The organism is Nonomuraea sp. NPDC049758 (assembly GCF_040674635.1).
In the GTDB taxonomy this organism is placed as follows: domain Bacteria; phylum Actinomycetota; class Actinomycetes; order Streptosporangiales; family Streptosporangiaceae; genus Nonomuraea.
Genome location: NZ_JBFAMZ010000002.1, coordinates 628,323 through 643,499 on the forward strand (window position 1 = coordinate 628,323; position 15,177 = coordinate 643,499).

The 15,177-nt window shown below is 68.7% G+C and carries 19 protein-coding genes and 1 tRNA gene; 11 read left to right on the forward strand and 9 right to left on the reverse strand.

The window, feature by feature from the left end:
* Positions 1–53: 53 nt before the first annotated feature.
* Positions 54–503 carry a MarR family transcriptional regulator gene (locus AB0J46_RS07480; RefSeq protein WP_364327728.1) on the reverse strand — a complete coding sequence of 150 codons (450 nt, stop codon included), beginning with the start codon at positions 501–503 and terminating at the stop codon, positions 54–56.
* A 63-nt stretch (positions 504–566) separates the two neighbouring features.
* Here AB0J46_RS07480 and AB0J46_RS07485 point away from each other — a divergent pair, with 63 nt between their 5' ends.
* Positions 567–1,076, forward strand: coding sequence for a VOC family protein (locus AB0J46_RS07485; RefSeq protein ID WP_352357608.1), 510 nt, complete (start codon positions 567–569; stop codon positions 1,074–1,076).
* Between the two features lie 44 nt (positions 1,077–1,120).
* Positions 1,121–1,351, forward strand: a complete 231-nt coding sequence (locus AB0J46_RS07490) for a hypothetical protein (RefSeq protein ID WP_352318077.1) — start codon at positions 1,121–1,123, stop codon at positions 1,349–1,351.
* Positions 1,352–1,447: 96 nt separating this feature from the next.
* Here AB0J46_RS07490 and AB0J46_RS07495 read toward each other — a convergent pair whose 3' ends face one another.
* Complete coding sequence (locus AB0J46_RS07495; RefSeq protein WP_364327732.1) at positions 1,448–2,728, reverse strand: TIGR04013 family B12-binding domain/radical SAM domain-containing protein; 1,281 nt, start codon at positions 2,726–2,728, stop codon at positions 1,448–1,450.
* A 15-nt stretch (positions 2,729–2,743) separates the two neighbouring features.
* On the reverse strand, positions 2,744–3,322 hold the full coding sequence (locus AB0J46_RS07500; protein ID WP_364327735.1) for an NAD(P)H-dependent oxidoreductase: 579 nt from the start codon (positions 3,320–3,322) through the stop codon (positions 2,744–2,746).
* Between the two features lie 79 nt (positions 3,323–3,401).
* Between AB0J46_RS07500 and AB0J46_RS07505 the strand changes: the two genes are divergently transcribed.
* The gene (locus tag AB0J46_RS07505) at positions 3,402–3,740 is read left to right on the forward strand and encodes a helix-turn-helix domain-containing protein (RefSeq protein ID WP_364327738.1); all 339 of its coding nucleotides are present in this window, start codon (positions 3,402–3,404) and stop codon (positions 3,738–3,740) included.
* 161 nt (positions 3,741–3,901) lie between these two features.
* Entirely contained in the window at positions 3,902–5,071 is a 1,170-nt protein-coding gene (locus AB0J46_RS07510; protein WP_364327741.1) for an MFS transporter, read from the forward strand.
* Here AB0J46_RS07510 and AB0J46_RS07515 read toward each other — a convergent pair.
* Complete coding sequence (locus tag AB0J46_RS07515) at positions 5,028–5,546, reverse strand: hypothetical protein (RefSeq protein ID WP_364327744.1); 519 nt, start codon at positions 5,544–5,546, stop codon at positions 5,028–5,030. The genes AB0J46_RS07510 and AB0J46_RS07515 overlap by 44 nt on opposite strands.
* Before the next feature lie 185 nt (positions 5,547–5,731).
* On the opposite strand from AB0J46_RS07515, the gene AB0J46_RS07520 reads away from it, so the two are divergent.
* The 4 genes from AB0J46_RS07520 to AB0J46_RS07535 all read left to right on the forward strand — a co-directional run bounded on the left by AB0J46_RS07520 (position 5,732) and on the right by AB0J46_RS07535 (position 8,561).
* Complete coding sequence (locus AB0J46_RS07520; RefSeq protein ID WP_364327747.1) at positions 5,732–6,817, forward strand: S1 family peptidase; 1,086 nt, start codon at positions 5,732–5,734, stop codon at positions 6,815–6,817.
* A 135-nt stretch (positions 6,818–6,952) separates the two neighbouring features.
* Positions 6,953–7,330 (forward strand): VOC family protein, encoded by a 378-nt coding sequence (locus tag AB0J46_RS07525; RefSeq protein ID WP_352357622.1) that lies wholly within the window; start codon positions 6,953–6,955, stop codon positions 7,328–7,330.
* A gap of 2 nt (positions 7,331–7,332) precedes the next feature.
* A complete protein-coding gene (locus AB0J46_RS07530) occupies positions 7,333–7,701 on the forward strand; it encodes a VOC family protein (RefSeq protein ID WP_364327750.1) in 369 nt (122 codons plus the stop codon).
* A gap of 299 nt (positions 7,702–8,000) precedes the next feature.
* Positions 8,001–8,561, forward strand: coding sequence for a DoxX family protein (locus AB0J46_RS07535; RefSeq protein ID WP_364327753.1), 561 nt, complete (start codon positions 8,001–8,003; stop codon positions 8,559–8,561).
* A gap of 1,086 nt (positions 8,562–9,647) precedes the next feature.
* Here the strand turns inward: AB0J46_RS07535 and AB0J46_RS07540 are convergent.
* From AB0J46_RS07540 to AB0J46_RS07555, 4 genes are all read right to left on the reverse strand, one after another.
* Positions 9,648–10,364 carry a hypothetical protein gene (locus tag AB0J46_RS07540; protein WP_364327756.1) on the reverse strand — a complete coding sequence of 239 codons (717 nt, stop codon included), beginning with the start codon at positions 10,362–10,364 and terminating at the stop codon, positions 9,648–9,650.
* Positions 10,365–10,517: 153 nt separating this feature from the next.
* Positions 10,518–10,889 carry a hypothetical protein gene (locus tag AB0J46_RS07545; protein WP_364327759.1) on the reverse strand — a complete coding sequence of 124 codons (372 nt, stop codon included), beginning with the start codon at positions 10,887–10,889 and terminating at the stop codon, positions 10,518–10,520.
* A 337-nt stretch (positions 10,890–11,226) separates the two neighbouring features.
* Positions 11,227–11,318 (reverse strand) — tRNA-Ser (locus AB0J46_RS07550).
* 164 nt (positions 11,319–11,482) lie between these two features.
* Positions 11,483–12,043: a YceI family protein gene (locus AB0J46_RS07555; RefSeq protein WP_352318104.1), complete on the reverse strand. Its 561-nt coding sequence runs from the start codon at positions 12,041–12,043 to the stop codon at positions 11,483–11,485.
* 94 nt (positions 12,044–12,137) lie between these two features.
* On the opposite strand from AB0J46_RS07555, the gene AB0J46_RS07560 reads away from it, so the two are divergent.
* The gene (locus AB0J46_RS07560) at positions 12,138–12,629 is read left to right on the forward strand and encodes a MarR family transcriptional regulator (RefSeq protein WP_364327763.1); all 492 of its coding nucleotides are present in this window, start codon (positions 12,138–12,140) and stop codon (positions 12,627–12,629) included.
* Positions 12,630–12,643: 14 nt separating this feature from the next.
* Here the strand turns inward: AB0J46_RS07560 and AB0J46_RS07565 are convergent, their stop codons facing one another.
* Positions 12,644–13,174: a SigE family RNA polymerase sigma factor gene (locus tag AB0J46_RS07565; RefSeq protein WP_364327766.1), complete on the reverse strand. Its 531-nt coding sequence runs from the start codon at positions 13,172–13,174 to the stop codon at positions 12,644–12,646.
* Positions 13,175–13,389: 215 nt separating this feature from the next.
* Between AB0J46_RS07565 and AB0J46_RS07570 the strand changes: the two genes are divergently transcribed.
* Positions 13,390–14,337: a hypothetical protein gene (locus AB0J46_RS07570; RefSeq protein WP_364327769.1), complete on the forward strand. Its 948-nt coding sequence runs from the start codon at positions 13,390–13,392 to the stop codon at positions 14,335–14,337.
* Positions 14,334–15,149 (forward strand): MauE/DoxX family redox-associated membrane protein, encoded by an 816-nt coding sequence (locus AB0J46_RS07575; RefSeq protein ID WP_364327772.1) that lies wholly within the window; start codon positions 14,334–14,336, stop codon positions 15,147–15,149. Before AB0J46_RS07570 ends, AB0J46_RS07575 begins: the two co-directional genes overlap by 4 nt.
* Positions 15,150–15,177 lie beyond the last annotated feature (28 nt).

The window sequence follows — 15,177 nt, forward strand, 5'->3', positions numbered from 1 at the left end:
CCCGCACGGCCCGGCGTTCCACCGTTCCAGCGCGGCCCGCACGGCCGGGTGCTTCACCGTTCCAGCGCGGCCCGCACGGCGGAGCAGATCGCGCCGAGCTCGCGGACCTGCTCGCGGGTGAGGACGTCGAACAGGCTCCTGCGCACCTCCTCCACGTGGCCGGGGGCGGTGGCGGCCAGCGTGGCGAACCCCTCGTCCGTCAGGACGGCGACGTTGCCCCTGCCGTCGGCCGGGCAGCGCTCACGGCGCACCCAGCCGCGCTCCTCCAGGCGGGCGACGGCGTGCGACAGGCGGCTCTGGGAGCTCTGGGCCCTGGCGGCCAGCTCGCTCATGCGCATCGACCGGTCCGGCGCCTCCGACAGGGCCACCAGGATCATGTAGTACGTGTGCGGCATGCCCGCCTCGCGCTGGAGCTGCCGGTCCAGCGCCTCGTTGATGAGCTGACCGGCGGCCAGGAAGTCACGCCAGGTCTGCTGCTCGTCCGGATCCAGCCATCGAGTCACCCTCTCATTTTAGTTGAACTCTCATATACTCTGGCCGGGAGAAACAGGTGAAAGGGGACGACCATGCCGGTCCACAGGCTCAATCACGCGGTCCTCTACGTCCGTGACGTGGAGCGCAGTGTGGCCTTCTACCGGGAGGCGCTCGGATTCGAGGTGGTCATGGGCATGCGCGGCGCCGCGTTCCTCCAGGCCCCCGGCTCCAGCAACGACCACGACCTCGGGCTGTTCGAGATCGGCGCGGGCGCCGGCCCCTCGCCCGCCGGACGCACCGCCGTCGGGCTCTACCACCTGGCGTGGGAGGTGGACACGCTCGACGAGCTGGAGCGCATCGCGGTCACCCTGAGCGAGCTCGGCTCCCTCGTCGGCGCCTCCGACCACGGGACGACCAAGGCGCTGTACGCCAAGGACCCCGACGGGCTGGAGTTCGAGGTCTCCTGGCTCGTGCCCGCCGCGCTGATCACGGAGGAGACCCTGGCCGCCCGGTCCGCCATCCGCCCGCTCGACCTGGCCGCCGACAAGGAGCGGTACGGCGCGCAGACCCGGGGCGGGGTAGGGGTGTCGATCCCGGCCTGAAGGTACCGTGGCAGGTATCCGACCGATTTGTTCCGGAGAGGGTCATGCCAAACGATCCGGATCACGTCCTCGACGCCATCGACGGCGTCGTGGACGAATGGGAGACGCTGAGCGCGGACGCCATGCGCTGGGCGCCTCCCGAGCACAAGTCGCCCGACCTGCTGGACGAGGCGACGGAGATCCTCAGGCCGCTGGCCGAGGCGCTCTCCGAGGTTCTGCGGCCGCTCGGCGACTCCATCAACCGCGCACTCGAACGACTCACCGACGACGACTGACCGGCCCGCCGCCGCGCGTGCCGGGTGGGACGCAGTCGGGTCGTCCTGCGACGTGCTCGGCTTGCCGTCTGCGTCGGCGTAGCGTTTCGCGGCCCCTCAGTCCGTTCGGCGGCGGCGGGTGCGGCGGGGGTAGGCCTTGGCCGTCTCGGCCAGCCGGGCCGAGTGCTCGGCCTGCCGGCGCCAGTGGCCGTACGCGTCGCCGCGCTGGGCCAGCCGGTCGAGCTCCCGCATGGTCGTGAGCGGGATGAACGCGGGCTCTGCGTCCCGCCAGGGCGTGCCGGGCAGCGGCATGAACGTGTGCGTGTGGATGCGGGCGCCCAGCTCGGCCAGGTCGCCGGCCAGCACGAGCGACTGGCGCTGGTCCTCCTCCGACTCCCCCGGCATGCCGAAGATGAAGTCGACGTTCGGCCTGAAGCCGTGCTCGACGGCGATCCGGACGGCGTCGCGCACGGGCGAGGTGCCGTGCCCCCGGCCGGAGGCGGCCAGCACCCGGTCGGACCCCGACTGGGCGCCGATGATCAGGTTGTCGTTGGCGACGTACCGCTTGAGCAGCCGCATGGCCTCGGGCGTGACGTGCTCGGGCCGCACCTCCGAGGGAAAGCTGCCGAAGAACACCCGGCCGCGCGGCGGCAGCTCCTCCTTGACCCCCGCCAGCAGCTCCTCCACCGCGCCGAGATCGGGGTCGGGGCCTGGCGAGCCGTAGGAGAGCGAGGTCGGCGTGATGAACCGCACGTCCCGCAACCCCTGCTCGACCATGCCCTTGACGTGCTCGCGAACGCTCGCCACCGATCGGTGGCGGAACTGGCCGCCGAACATGAACGGCGTCTGGCAGAACCGGCAGGTGTACCGGCAGCCCCGGGTGATCTCGATCGGCCCCTTACGCCCCAGGAACGACGGGAACGCGTCGAGCGGGAGCTGCGGGGCCGGGCGCGTCCTGAGCGCGACGCCGTCGGCGTCCTTGACCGCGAGGCCGGGCACGGTCGTCAGCGGCTCGTCCCGCCGCAGCGCCTCGACCAGGGCGATGATCGTGGACTCGCCCTCGCCGATCGCGGCCAGGTCCCAGCCGGCGTCGAGGACCTGCTGCGGCTCGGCGGTGGCGTGCACGCCGCCGGCGATGTGCAGCCCCCGGCCGTCGCTGAGCGACCTGACGGCGGCCAGCTCGGCGGCCATGGCCTCGGCGTCGGGCGAGTAGAACGACCAGAGCACGAGCACCCGGTCGGCCCGGCTCGCCGCGATGTGGGCCGCCGTCTCCTCCGGGGTGACGCCCAGCAGCTGCCGGTGCTCCACGCCCGAGGTGTCCAGGGCGGCGAGCAGCGCGTGCACGCCGTACGTCACGGCCTTGCGGTAACGGACCACCACATCCACTGCCAGCGCCACGACCGGCAGCGTAGCTCAGGCGGAGGCCAGCCGCATGGGACGCAGCGCGCCGGTGAGCTTGGCCAGCTCGGCGAGCATGGCGTCGGCGGCGGCGATCATGACGTCGTTGGGCGCCACTGTGCCGTCCTCGGCGATGAACTGCTGGTAGAAGGGGATGTTGACGGCCTCGACCACGGGGATCATCTTCAGCGTGCTGACGACCTGGCGCAGGCCGTTCACCGCCCGGGTGCCGCCGGAGATCCCGCCGTAGCTGACGAACCCCGCCGCCTTGTGCTGCCACTCGTGGTGCAGGTAGTCCAGGGCGTTCTTCAGCACGGCCGTGAAGCTGTGGTTGTACTCGGGGGTCACGAACACGAAGGCGTCGCCCCGGTCGACGGTGGCGCTCCACTCCTTGGTGTGGGCGTTCACGTACTGCTTGAGCTTGGGGTGGTTCGGCTCGTCGAGGAACGGCAGGCCCACCTCGGCGAGGTCGACCAGCTCGACGTCGAACTGGCCGGCGGCGACGGCCCGGCTCTTGAACCACTCGGCGACCTCGCGCCCGGCGCGGCCGGGACGGGTGCTGGCGACGATGATCTGCAGGACCGGCTTGTCCATGGGGTTCCTCCTCAGGTAGTTGATACCTCAACATTATTGAGTAACTAAACATTTCTTAGCAAATGCTAGGATCTGCCCCGTGAGCCCCCATTCCGTCTGCGTCCGGTTCCACGTCGCCCTCGAACTGATCGGCGCCCGGTGGTCGGGAGCCGTGATCCACATGATCTTCAAGGGCGCCCATCGTTACGCCGATCTCAAGGCGGCCATCCCGGGCATCAACGACACGATGCTGGCCCGCCGGCTGCGCGAGCTGGAGACGGCCGGGCTCGTCGAGCGGCGGGTGCTGGCCACGTCGCCGGTGCGGGTCGAATACCACCTGACGGAGATGGGCCAGGAGCTGCGCCCGGTGCTCGACGAGCTGGTCACCTGGGCGCACAAGTGGATCCCCCTGCCCGGGGAACCGGCCAGATCCGCCTAGTGCGTACGGGCGAGCGCGGGGAGGCGGGCCGGGGTTAGACTCCCGGCATGCACTGGCGACATTGATGAACCACCAGCGGCCGACGCGGCAGGAGCGCGCGCGGGCCTCCGAGGTGCCGAGCACCAGACGGAGTCCCTGTCCGCCCCTTCCGAGAGGGCCGCATGTTCGTCCCCAAGCTTTACGTCTACACGTTCCTCGGCGAGTTCATCCTGCTCTACCCGGTGTACACGCTGTTGTTCACCGACTCCGGGCTCTCGGTGGCCGAGACGTCCTCGCTGTTCGTCATCTGGTCCGTGACCGGCATGGTGCTGGAGATCCCCTCCGGCGCCTGGGCCGACGCGGTGTCCCGCAGGCTGTTGTTGTTCCTGGGCCCGCTGCTGGCCGGCGCCGGCTTCGCGCTGTGGGTGCTGTTCCCGTCCTACTGGGCCTTCGCGCTCGGCTTCGTGTTGTGGGGAGCCGAGGGCGCGCTCGTCTCGGGCGCCTTCGAGGCGCTCGCGTACGAGGAGCTCGAACGCCGGGGCCTTCAGGGCCGGTACGCCGCCATCATGGGCCGGGCCCACTCGATCGGCATCGCCGCCGCCGCGTCGGCGATCGCCCTCGCCACGCCCGTCTTCGCGGCCGGCGGATATCCGGCGGTGGGGGCGGCCAGCGTGGCCGCCTGCCTGTTGTGCGCCGCCACCGCGCTGACCCTGCCCGAGCGGCGTCCTGCCCGAGCGACGTCCACTGAGACGTCCACTGATTCGGACGGGCGGTATCTAGCGGTTCTGCGGGCCGGTGTGGCCGAGGCCCGTACCGATCGGAACGTGCTCGAAGCGATCGTCCTGATCTCCGTCGTGACGGCGATCTGGGGCGCGCTGGAGGAGTACGTGCCCTTCCTGGCCGCCGCGACCGGCGCGTCCAGGACGGCCGTTCCGCTGCTCGTCCTGGCCGTCTGGGTCGGGGCGGCGGCGGGCGGCCTGCTGGCCGGGCCCGCCCGCCGCCTGAGCGAGCGGTCGTTCGCGCTGGTCCTGGGGCTGGCCGCGCTGGCCATGGCGGCGGGCGCGCTGGTTCCGCATCCGGCCGGGTTCCTGCTGGTCGCCGGCGCCTTCGGGGCGTTCCAGATGGCCGGCGTGGTGGCCGACACGCGACTGCAGGAACGCGTCTCGGGCGATCAGCGGGCCACCGTGACGTCGGTGGCCGGGCTCGGCACGAACGTGGTCACCCTGGCCGTCTACACGGCCTACGGCGCCGGATCGCCGTTCCTGTCCCACGGCACGACGTTCGCCCTCCTGGTCCTGCCGTACGTGGTCATCGCCCTGTGGCTGGCCCGGGAGCGGGTCGCGCCGATGTGATCCTCTTCGACGCGAACGGGACGCGCTTGGGCAGCGGCGGCGGCTCCTCCCCCTCCTTCTCCGGAGCCGGCGCCTCGCCCCGGCGCGCCCGCCAGCGGGACGGGAACAGCGAAGCGGTCAGCAGAATGCCGCCGACCATCAACGACCAGGTATTCAGCAATGCCGCGTACGCGTCCAGATAATCGGCGGGCACCAGGTCGAATCCCATTCTGCGGTCGCCTCCCGTGGCGGCCCGCACGACCGTCGCCCCGGCCAGGGCTGTGAAAGCCAGGCCGGGCAGCAGCGAGGCGACCGGAGAAATCCGGGAACCGGCCAGGATTCCGATGAGGACCGCGGTCCCCGCCAGCGCCGCCGTCGCCGTCCAGTCGGGGACGGACGTGGTCGCGCGGGGTCCGTACAGGAGACCGGCCGCGATCAACGGGATCGCGGCGACCCCCACCGCGGCCCCGGCGAAATGACGAGCACCATTACCCATAGGGAACACCTCCAGGCCCAATACGATACCGACATACCACCAGTTACAACTTTAGGACGAAAAATCTCCATTTGTGGCCGGTGACCGGAAGGACGGGCATATCGCCTTAATAGGAAATATTTGGTATCTCCTCATTTGTCTGTCAGCCGTTAGCGTGACAGAACCCCCCATCGAGGAGCGGCGGCATGTTTCGCTGTGCAGTGGCAGGCATCACCCTGGTGGCCGCCTGCCTGGCCACCCCCGCCCACGCGGCGTCCGACCCCGTGATCGAGGCGCTCTCGCGCGACCTCGGCCTCTCGGAGCCCGCAGTGGTCACCCGGCTGGCGAACGAGCGGCATGCCGCCGCCCTGGAGGCCGAACTGGCCACCTCGCTGGGCGACTCCTACGGCGGATCGTGGCTGACCGAGGACGCCTCCGCCCTCGTCGTCGCCACCACCGACCCCGGTCGGACCGCCGCGATCTCGGCCCGGGGGGCGCGTCCCGTCGTCGTGCGGCACTCGCTGTCGGAGCTGGACGCCGTCGTGCGCCGCCTGGACCACGCCGCCCGCCGCATCCGGACGGGCCCCGCCCTCTGGTACGCCGACATCCGCGCGAACCGGGTCGTCCTCCAGGTCCCCTCCCCGTCCGGGTCCTCACCGGCCGCCGCCCTGGTGGCGGCGGCGCGCAGTGCGGCCGTCGTGGTGGCGCCGGCCGCCGAGCTGCCCCGCACGTACGCCGACATCATCGGCGGCGACCCCTTCTACGTCGGCTCGATGCGCTGCACGATCGGCTTCTCGGTCACCAAGGGCAGCATTCCGGGCTTCGTCACCGCGGGACACTGCGGGCACACCGGCGACCTGGTCAAGTCACCGGCCGGCACCTTCCAGGGCTCGTCCTTCCCGGGCAACGACTACGCGTGGGTCGCCACCCCCGAGTACACCGCGCAGCCGTACGTCCGCGGTCCCGGCGGGACGCTGGTGACCGTACGCGGCTCGGTCCAGGCGACGGTGGGCGCGTCCGTCTGCCGTGCCGGCCCGACCACCGGCTGGCACTGCGGCACCGTCCAGCAGCACAACGCCACCGTCACCTACGCCCAGGGCACCGTGTACGGCCTGACCCGCACCAACGTGTGCGCCGAACCCGGCGACTCCGGCGGACCGTTCATCTCGGGCGGCCAGGCCCAGGGCGTGACGGTGGGCGGCTCCGGCAACTGCGGCACGGGCGGCACGACGTACTTCCAGCCCGTCAACGAGATCCTCAGCGCGTACGGCCTGACCCTCCGCACCGCCTGACCCCCGCCCTCTTCCAGGGCCACCCGGCACCCTCAGGAAATCCGTTCGCGCGCCACCGATGAGTTCCCGCGCCCGGCCGAGTCTGCCCTCCCGAAAGCGGATCCCCTCCGCCGCACCGACCACCGGGAGGCACCGATGACGCGCCCCAACCTGAACAGCCTGCTCCTGGCCAGCACCGACCCGGCCCGACTACGCGCCTGGTACGCCACTGTGCTCGACCCCGAGTCCGACACCGACGTCACCCATTACGGCGTGCTGACGTTCGGCGACTTCCACCTGATCATCGACACCCGGGCCGACGTGGCGGACAAGAATCCCGAGCCCGGACGGGTGATACTCAACTTCGACGTCCCCGACGCGCGCGCGATCGTCGCCCGGATGGAGGAGGCGGGCGTGTCCTGGCTGGCCGAGCTCGAAGACCGCGAGGGCAGCCTGTTCGCCACGGCGATCGACCCCGACGGCAACTACGTCCAGATCATCCAGCTCAGCGAGGAACACCGGAAGGCGATGTGACGATGTTCGGCAAGACGAAGGCGTTCAGCGGATTCTCCGTCGACGATCTGGCCGCCGCGAAGGCGTTCTACGGCGACACCTTGGGGCTGGCGGTGTCGGAGTCGAACGGCCTGCTCACCCTGCACATCGCCGGCGGCACCGACATCCTGGTCTACCCCAAACCCGACCACGTCCCCGCAACCTTCACCATCCTCAACTTCCCGGTCGAGGACATCGAGCAGGCGGTCGACGCCCTGGCGGCCCGCGGCGTGCACTTCCAGCGCTACGACCAGCTGAAGACCGACGAGAAGGGCATCTTCCGCGGCGGCGGCCCCCTGATCGCCTGGTTCACCGACCCGGCAGGAAACGTCCTCTCAGTCCTCCAGGACTGACGCCCGGAAGCCGGGCCGCGGTTCGGCGCCGCAGGAACACCTTCCCCGCCCTGCGGCGCCCGCCCCACCGCCGGCCTCGCGTGTGGACCGTCCCATCCCACGGCCACGGCATATGACTCACGTTTCCGCAGGCAGACCGCCTCTCCCGTGTCCCACCCTGTCCCACGGACGATGCGCACGACCTCGCTTCCGTGCTCGGATAAGCCCCGTCAGCACGCACCGCTCACACGTACCGACGAAGGCACGAAGCGCCGGCGAGTTCCCCCCGCGAATCCGATCAGAAAAGGCAGTGACAGGACATGAGCCACCACGTCAGCATCACGGACATCGAGCAGCAGCCCAGGACGCGCAGAATGAGGTTCACCCTCAACGGCGCACTCTGGTCGCTCCAGGCGCTCTGGGGCTTCTTCTTCGCCGGCAGCGGCTTCGGCAAGGTGCTGCTGTACGACGACGCCCTGTTCGCGACAGCCCCCCGGGCGGTGGCCTGGTACGCGGCGGTGCCGCAGTCCCTGATCGTCTTCATCGGGATCGTCGAGGTGCTCGGCGGCATCGGCCTGATCCTGCCGGCGATGACGAAGGTCAAGCCGATGCTGACACCGCTCGCCGCCGCCGGCCTGACGCTGACGATGATCCTCGCGGCCGGTTTCCACATCCTGCGCGGCGAGTACGAACTGGTTCCCGCCAACCTCCTCCTGGGCGGCGTCGCGGCCTTCCTCACGGCCGGACGATGGAAGCAGCGCCCCATCTCCCCCGCGCCCCTCACCACCCCGCGCGTCCTCGGCGCACTCGCCGTCCTGGTCGCCCTGATCCTCCTGACATTCGCCCCGACCTGGTACACGATGACCAACGTCCAGTTCTGACCACCGCCCCGGCACGCCGAGGGCGCCGAACGCCGCACCGAACGGCCCTGTCCGGCGCCTCCTCGACCCGCCGCTCCTACAGGATCAGAAGATCGCCGATGCGCTTGAGAGCATCGTGGGAAAGAGCCCCGGATGACCGCGACGACATCGTTCAAGGCTGGTCAGCGGGCATGGGCGGCCCACTCTGAGCGGGCTGGGTGCGGACTTGAACTGCAACATGGGTTGCTACTGACGGTTGATCGTCTGCGATGCGCCGTCGGCACACTCGCGCCATGTTCAGCATGCGCTGGCCGGACTATTTCGACGGGCAAGCTTCTCTTATCGAGAAGGCTGGTTCGCGGATGTCTTGATCGAGTGGAACGGGCAGAGCTACCGGCCAGTGTTCTAGGATCCGTTCCGACTCTGGCATGAAGTCGCCGACGAGCTGGCACGTGGTACCAACTTCTTCAAAGAGCCCAACCTCGTCGTGGTTGACCAAGTCACACGCGACCGCATGGAGGCCGCCATCACATCGCTCATCGACAACGGCTTCAACATGCTTCCCTGAACGAGACCAGCCGGAACCAGCAAACTAGCTAATCGGTCGTCCGTCGCTGCGCCCGCCGTCGCTGTACTGCCCTGTAGGCGAGAAGGCCGGCACCCGTCAGGGTCAGCAGGACGCCGGCTGCGATCGCCCAGAGGTTCATCAGGTCCGCACGGGCAAGGGCCTCGGCTCGCTCCCTCATCATCTCCGGCGTCGGTCCTGATAGGGCAAATAGGTGCCGGCGGTCGCCATGCAACTGGCAACGGGTAAGAGGAGTCGACGCAGATGGCAAAGACCCCGATCTTCCCTCCGTTGAGCGTCACTGGTTAAGGCTACCGAGTACCCACTGGCGACTTGGAACGCCTTCAAGGCTCACGCTTTTGAGTTGGGTAAGGCTGACCTCGGCATACGCGATTCGAGGGCCGCAGAGTCCCGTCACTCTTCGTTGATCGCCGTAGCTGCGGGCACGCACGGGCGCAAAGTTTCAAAAACGTCGGATCAGAAGTGGAGTGATCTTCGTTCGTTGCATGGAGTGCCTGACCTGTGGCCTGCGATCTTCCTGATCACACCCGAACGAGATCATTCCGTCTATGGTTAGGATCTTTAGGCGTCAGCACTGCTCGGTTCGTCTCAACATCCACAGCCAGGGTCAATGAGGATCGCCTTCGCCAGCGCGCGAGCCGCGAGCGAGGCGTGAACGTGAAGATCACATGAGCACGCGGGCCGTCTCCACCGGGTAACTCCTCCAAGGTGTGCCAGCGGTCCTCTTCCCATGCCTCCTTGTCGTATCCGAGGGCAATCAGCTCTGCCTCTGCGGCAGTTCGGGCCGTTCGGATCTTTCCTGACCTAGCCGCCCTGTCATAACTGTCGTGATCACCTTGGTCCGGGAACAGATGACGGTGGTCGTAGCCGACTTCGGCGAATGCATCTCGCAGCCATTGGCGCTTATTCGGGCCGGCGGTTCTCCACGTGTAGGTCAGGTTCCACGTGATGTTCTTCCGGGAACGAGGGCGACGGACCATGGCTGCAAGACATGACGGCAGTTGATCTCCGAGGTCTGACAGCATGTGGATCCGCTGAAGGTAAGCCGTCGGCTGGGCTCCAGGGTGATCACTGTCCAGCCAGAGCGGCTTGCGATATCGGACCATGTGACGGATGTCTATGAAGGCTCGATGGATCACGTTGGCAAGAGCCTCTTCCGCTCCCGATGGATACAACGGCCGTCCCAGCAGGAACCGATTCTTGATGCGCATCGGCATGCTCCCCTCTTGCTGGATCATCCTGTCACCGTTGTCCCACCCCTACGGGAGTCGATTCCGTGCTGTCAGCCTGGGAATTGCAGGACCCCGCCGGCAGTGGCGTTGACCTGCGGCCGAGACCGGTCTTGAGTGACGGTGTTTGCCCCCTCGTCACTCCGCTTAATGGCACGGTGATCAGGGTTTGAACCTCTGCACTTCCACAGACTCTGCCATCGCGCGAAGCCGGCTGATCTCCTTGATGATCTCCTGGTCGGACAGTACCGAGATGATCGTCAATCCCTGCGGTCCTGGTTCCTCATGGAACTTGCCCAGGGTGTGGCAGAGCGCCGCGCGCAGTTCGCCAAGCTCTCGTTGGATCGCGTCTCGCTGGGCTCTGCGTGTCACCAGCTCGACGGCCGTGGGTGTACGGCTTCCTGCCTGGCCCTCATCCGTAGTGGTGGCCCCTTCGACCAGTACGTATTCATCGCCTGGGCGCACGTCGATCACTACAGGAGTGTCGTCGGGTAGGCCTTCGAGGTAGTTGAGGAGCTGCCGTACGGTGAGCATGACTGCAGGGTTTCTGAGATGTGCACACCTGGGCAAGCCTCGCACCGACCGGTCATCCCGTTTGCCTTCGACCAGCCCTGGCTGGCGGCATATTTCTGCTCGCCTAGCTCAAGGCCCACCGCGAGATCCAAGATGCGGAGCGGCGGCGGAGATCGCCGAGAGGATCACGACCACCGAGTGGTACACCCCCGTAGCCACCCTCCAGGCGAAGGATGCCAGCGACCGCATGGGCTCGGCCCTTGGAGGCTGACGGGCCAACTGCAACCCGAACTGCAACCCACAGGCCCACAGAGATCAAAAAGGCCCTCCCCCGAAGATCGGGGAAGGGCCTTCTACCTGGCGGAGGATCGGGGATTTGAACCCCGGATGGTGTTGCCACCAAACCGCATTAGCAGTGCGGCGCCATAGACCTGACTAGGCGAATCCTCCTGGAAGCCATCGCGGCTCAGCACAGCGTACCGGCCTTCTGCCGAGGCGGCAAAGCGGTTGCGCGTCGTGCCTTCACCAAGAGTTATCAACAGCCTGTGGGTAACCACCTGTGGATGAAGCCCGCCCCATGCCAGGGCGGGCTTCCGGGGTGTGGATAACCCAGCTCAGGCGGGGTTCGCCTCGCCCTCGATCTCGATCTTGACCTTCTTGCCCACGAGCACACCGCCGGCCTCCAAGGTCTGGTTCCAGGTCAGGCCGAACTCCTCGCGGTCGAACTCGGTGTTGATGGAGAAGCCCCAGACCGAGTTGCCCCAGGGGTTGGTGCCGGCGCCGCCGTACTCGACCGTGAGCTCGACCTCCTTGGTGACGTCGCGGATGGTCAGGTCGCCGACGACGGTGAACTCGTCGCCGGAGTGGCCGACCACGCGGGTGCTGCGGAAGGTGATCTCGGGGAACTTGTCCACGGCGAGGAAGTCGTCGCTGCGCAGGTGGCCGTCGCGGTCGCCGACGCCGGTGTCGATGCTGGCGGTCTTGATCGTCAGCTCGGCCGTGGACTCCAGCGGGTTCTCCGCGATCGTCACGGTGCCGCTGAAGTCGCCGAAGCGGCCGCGGACCTTGCTCACCATCATGTGCTTGACCACGAAACCGATGCGGGTGTGGGCCACGTCGAGGTTGTACGTGCCGGCGGCGGGGATGGTCAGGGACTCCCAGGTGCGGGTGCTCATCGGGTTCTCCTTGGGAACGTTGCTGTGCGGATGTCTGCGGCAACAAATGTCTACACGAGGAATATTCCGCGAGTCAACTAACGTCGGTTAAGGTATGGACGTGAAGCACATCGATGACCCCAGGCTGACGGCGATGGGCCTGCTCGCCGAGGTTCACGCAGGTCTGACGGCCCGGATGCAGCCCGTCTTCAGCGCGGCGGGGCTGTCGGGCATCGACTTCGAGACCGTCATCCGCCTGGCACGATCACCGCGGCAGGCGCTGCGGATGACCGACCTGGCCGCCCAGACGGGCCTGTCCACGAGCGGCGTGACCAGGGTCGTCGACCGGCTCGAACGCGAGGGCCTGGTGACCAGGCAGGCGTGCGCCACCGACCGCAGGGCCTCCTACGCCGCGCTCACGGACGAGGGGCGCGACCGGCTGGCGAGCGTCCTCCCCCAGCACCTTCAGGACATCGAGGACACCTTCACCGGCCTCCTGAGCCACGACGAGCTCGCCGCGTTCCTGCAGACACTCCGCAAGATCAGAGACGTCGTACGCCCCTGCGCGACCGCCGGCGCCGAGGAGACCACACCCTCGCTCAACTGATCCTTGGAGCGATCCTACGAGGACGTCTCCGGAACCCCCGATCCCCCCGCCTCCGAGGGGATCCCCAAGGCGCTCCTGAGCTTGCCCATCGCCCGTGACACCGTGCTCTTGACCGTGCCGACGCTGATCCCGAGCGTCCTGGCGATCTCCGGCTCGGTCATGTCCTCGTAGTACCGCAGCACGATCGCGGCCCGCATCCGCTCCGGCAGCCCCTCCAGCGCCTGTTCCAGCAGCTCGTGCACCTCCCCGCAGGCCGGCGGGTCCGCCGTGGCCACCTCGGGCAGCTCGTCCGACGGATACTCCTCCAGCTTGCGCCGCCGCCACTGCGAGATGTTGATGTTGACCATCGCCCGGCGGACGTACCCGTCCAGCGCACCCCGGTCCTCGATCTTCCCCCACGCCAGGTACGTCTTGGCCAGGGCGCTCTGCAACAGGTCCTCCGCGTCCAGTGGATGCCCGGTGAGCTGACGGGCGGCGCGCAGCAGCGCGGGACCGCGGGCCATGACGTACTCGCGGAACTCCTCTTCCCACCCGGTGGTCTGCATCGTGGCCAGAATCGCAGCCTGATGCCCTTTTGCGACTGAGCCACAATTCAGGTTTCGGCCCGACGAAGACAAAGGTCAGTCAAGGTCGGTGGCAGATTGTTCGAAGGCGGGTGTCAGCTACCTTCCCCGGGGATGCGTATTTTGCTCCCATCTGTTCGCCGCGGCACGAGCCGCTCCGGAGTCATGTGAACCTAGTACCTGACGAGGGAGGGCGGATGGGCTATCCGAACGTCGAGCGCCGCAGACTGCTCGCGGCCGCCGCGCTGGGCCGCGCCCCGGGCATCGCCGGCCCCGACCCGGCCGACGGCGCGCCTTTATGCGCCGTCACCGGCGAGATCCTTGACGTGAGCCCGCATCTCATCGCCATCGAGACCCCCGAAGGCGCCGAGGAGCGGCTGGTGATCGCCCCCTGGGCCACCGCCTGGCACGGCGCGGAGATGGCGCCCGCAGACCTCCCGGTGGGCTCCATGGTGCTCATGCGCACGTTGCGCGAAGGCCGCGTGGTCGAGCGGATCTGGGCCGACACCACCCGTCTCACCGGCACGATCGTCTCGATCGAGGGGCGCGGGGAGCTGACGGTCGTGCTCGACTGCGGCCCCCACCGCGGCCCCCGCACCATCGTCATCCCCTACCCGGCCACCGGACGGCTGCAGGTGCGGCATCCGAAGTTCGAGCCGGGTTACCTGTTCGACGCGATCGGGATCAGGCGCGACGGCTCCGCCCTGGCGCTGCTGCCGGCGACCTCGCAGCCCGCCCACCGGTCGGGCAGCGTCCCGGCTCCGCCGCCGGCCTACGCCGGGGCGCAGGCGCGCATCTCCGGCACCGCCACCTGGTCCGACACGTTCGACGAGGAGGAGCGCGGCGCGGCGTACCCGATGCTGGAACGCGTGGACACCGGCTGCCCCGACGCCGGGCTCTCCTGCGCCGGCCTGCCCTACCTCGCCATCGGCTCGCTGCTGCAGATCAGGAACACGTGCGCCGGCCGCACGGCCAACCTGCCGGTGGTCGCCTGCGGATGCCTGGCCGGGCGGTTCTGCGACCGCTGCGTCGAGTGCGAGACCTCGCCGCGCGGCCGGGTCGCCGAGCTGTCGCCGGCCTCGTTCGTCGAGCTGGGCGGCGAGTTGATCAAAGGCTGCTTCAACGCTCAGATCGGATTGGGGTGACGGACGTGCTGGAGACGGGCGTGCTGGAATCGCAGCTGCCGATCCTGATCGTGCTGCTGGTCATGGGCACCGGCGCGAAGGTGGTCACGGTCCGCGGGGGCGGGGAGCCGGGCGCCCTGTCCCGGCTGGGCCCGGCCGTGCTCATGCCCGGCCGGATGCAGGCGCCCTCGCTGCTGGTCTGCGCGGCGGGCGAGTTGGTGCTCACCGTCGGGCTGCTGGCCACCACCGCGCCGATCTTCAGGTGGGGGACGGTCTGCTTCTTCGCTCTGTCCACGTACGTGCTGATCGAGCTGCGCAGGCGACGTCCGGACGCGGGCTGCGGCTGCTTCGGCGAGGTCAGCTCGGCGCCGGTCGGCATGCGCTCGATCGGCCGGACGGTCGTGCTGACCGGGATGTCGGCGTTGTCGGTGGCCGCGCCGGAGTCGGGGTGGGCGGCGATGACCCATCCGACCTGGTTCACGGCCGCAGGGGTGGCGGTGCTCGCGCTGCTCTCCCCCGAGATCGAGGAGCTGATCGATCGGGTACGGTACCGCGCCCCCTGCGAGCAGCGCCCCGGCCCCGCCGAGCAGGTGATGCTCTCCAGGCTCAGGTCGAGCGGCCCGTGGCGGACGTACCGGGAGGCGCTGACCTCGCCCGAACCGTACGACAGCTGGCGCGAGCTGTGCTGGCGCTTCTTCGTCTTCACCGGCCACGACCACGACGACGTGGTCTTCGCGGTCTACCTGAGCGGACGTCGTCCGGCGGTGCGCGTGGCGGTCGTGAGCAGCGACGACAGCGACTCTCTGCCGGAATATACGTCAGTATCGGCGTGACGCTAGAGAGCCCTAGATTTCTTTATCC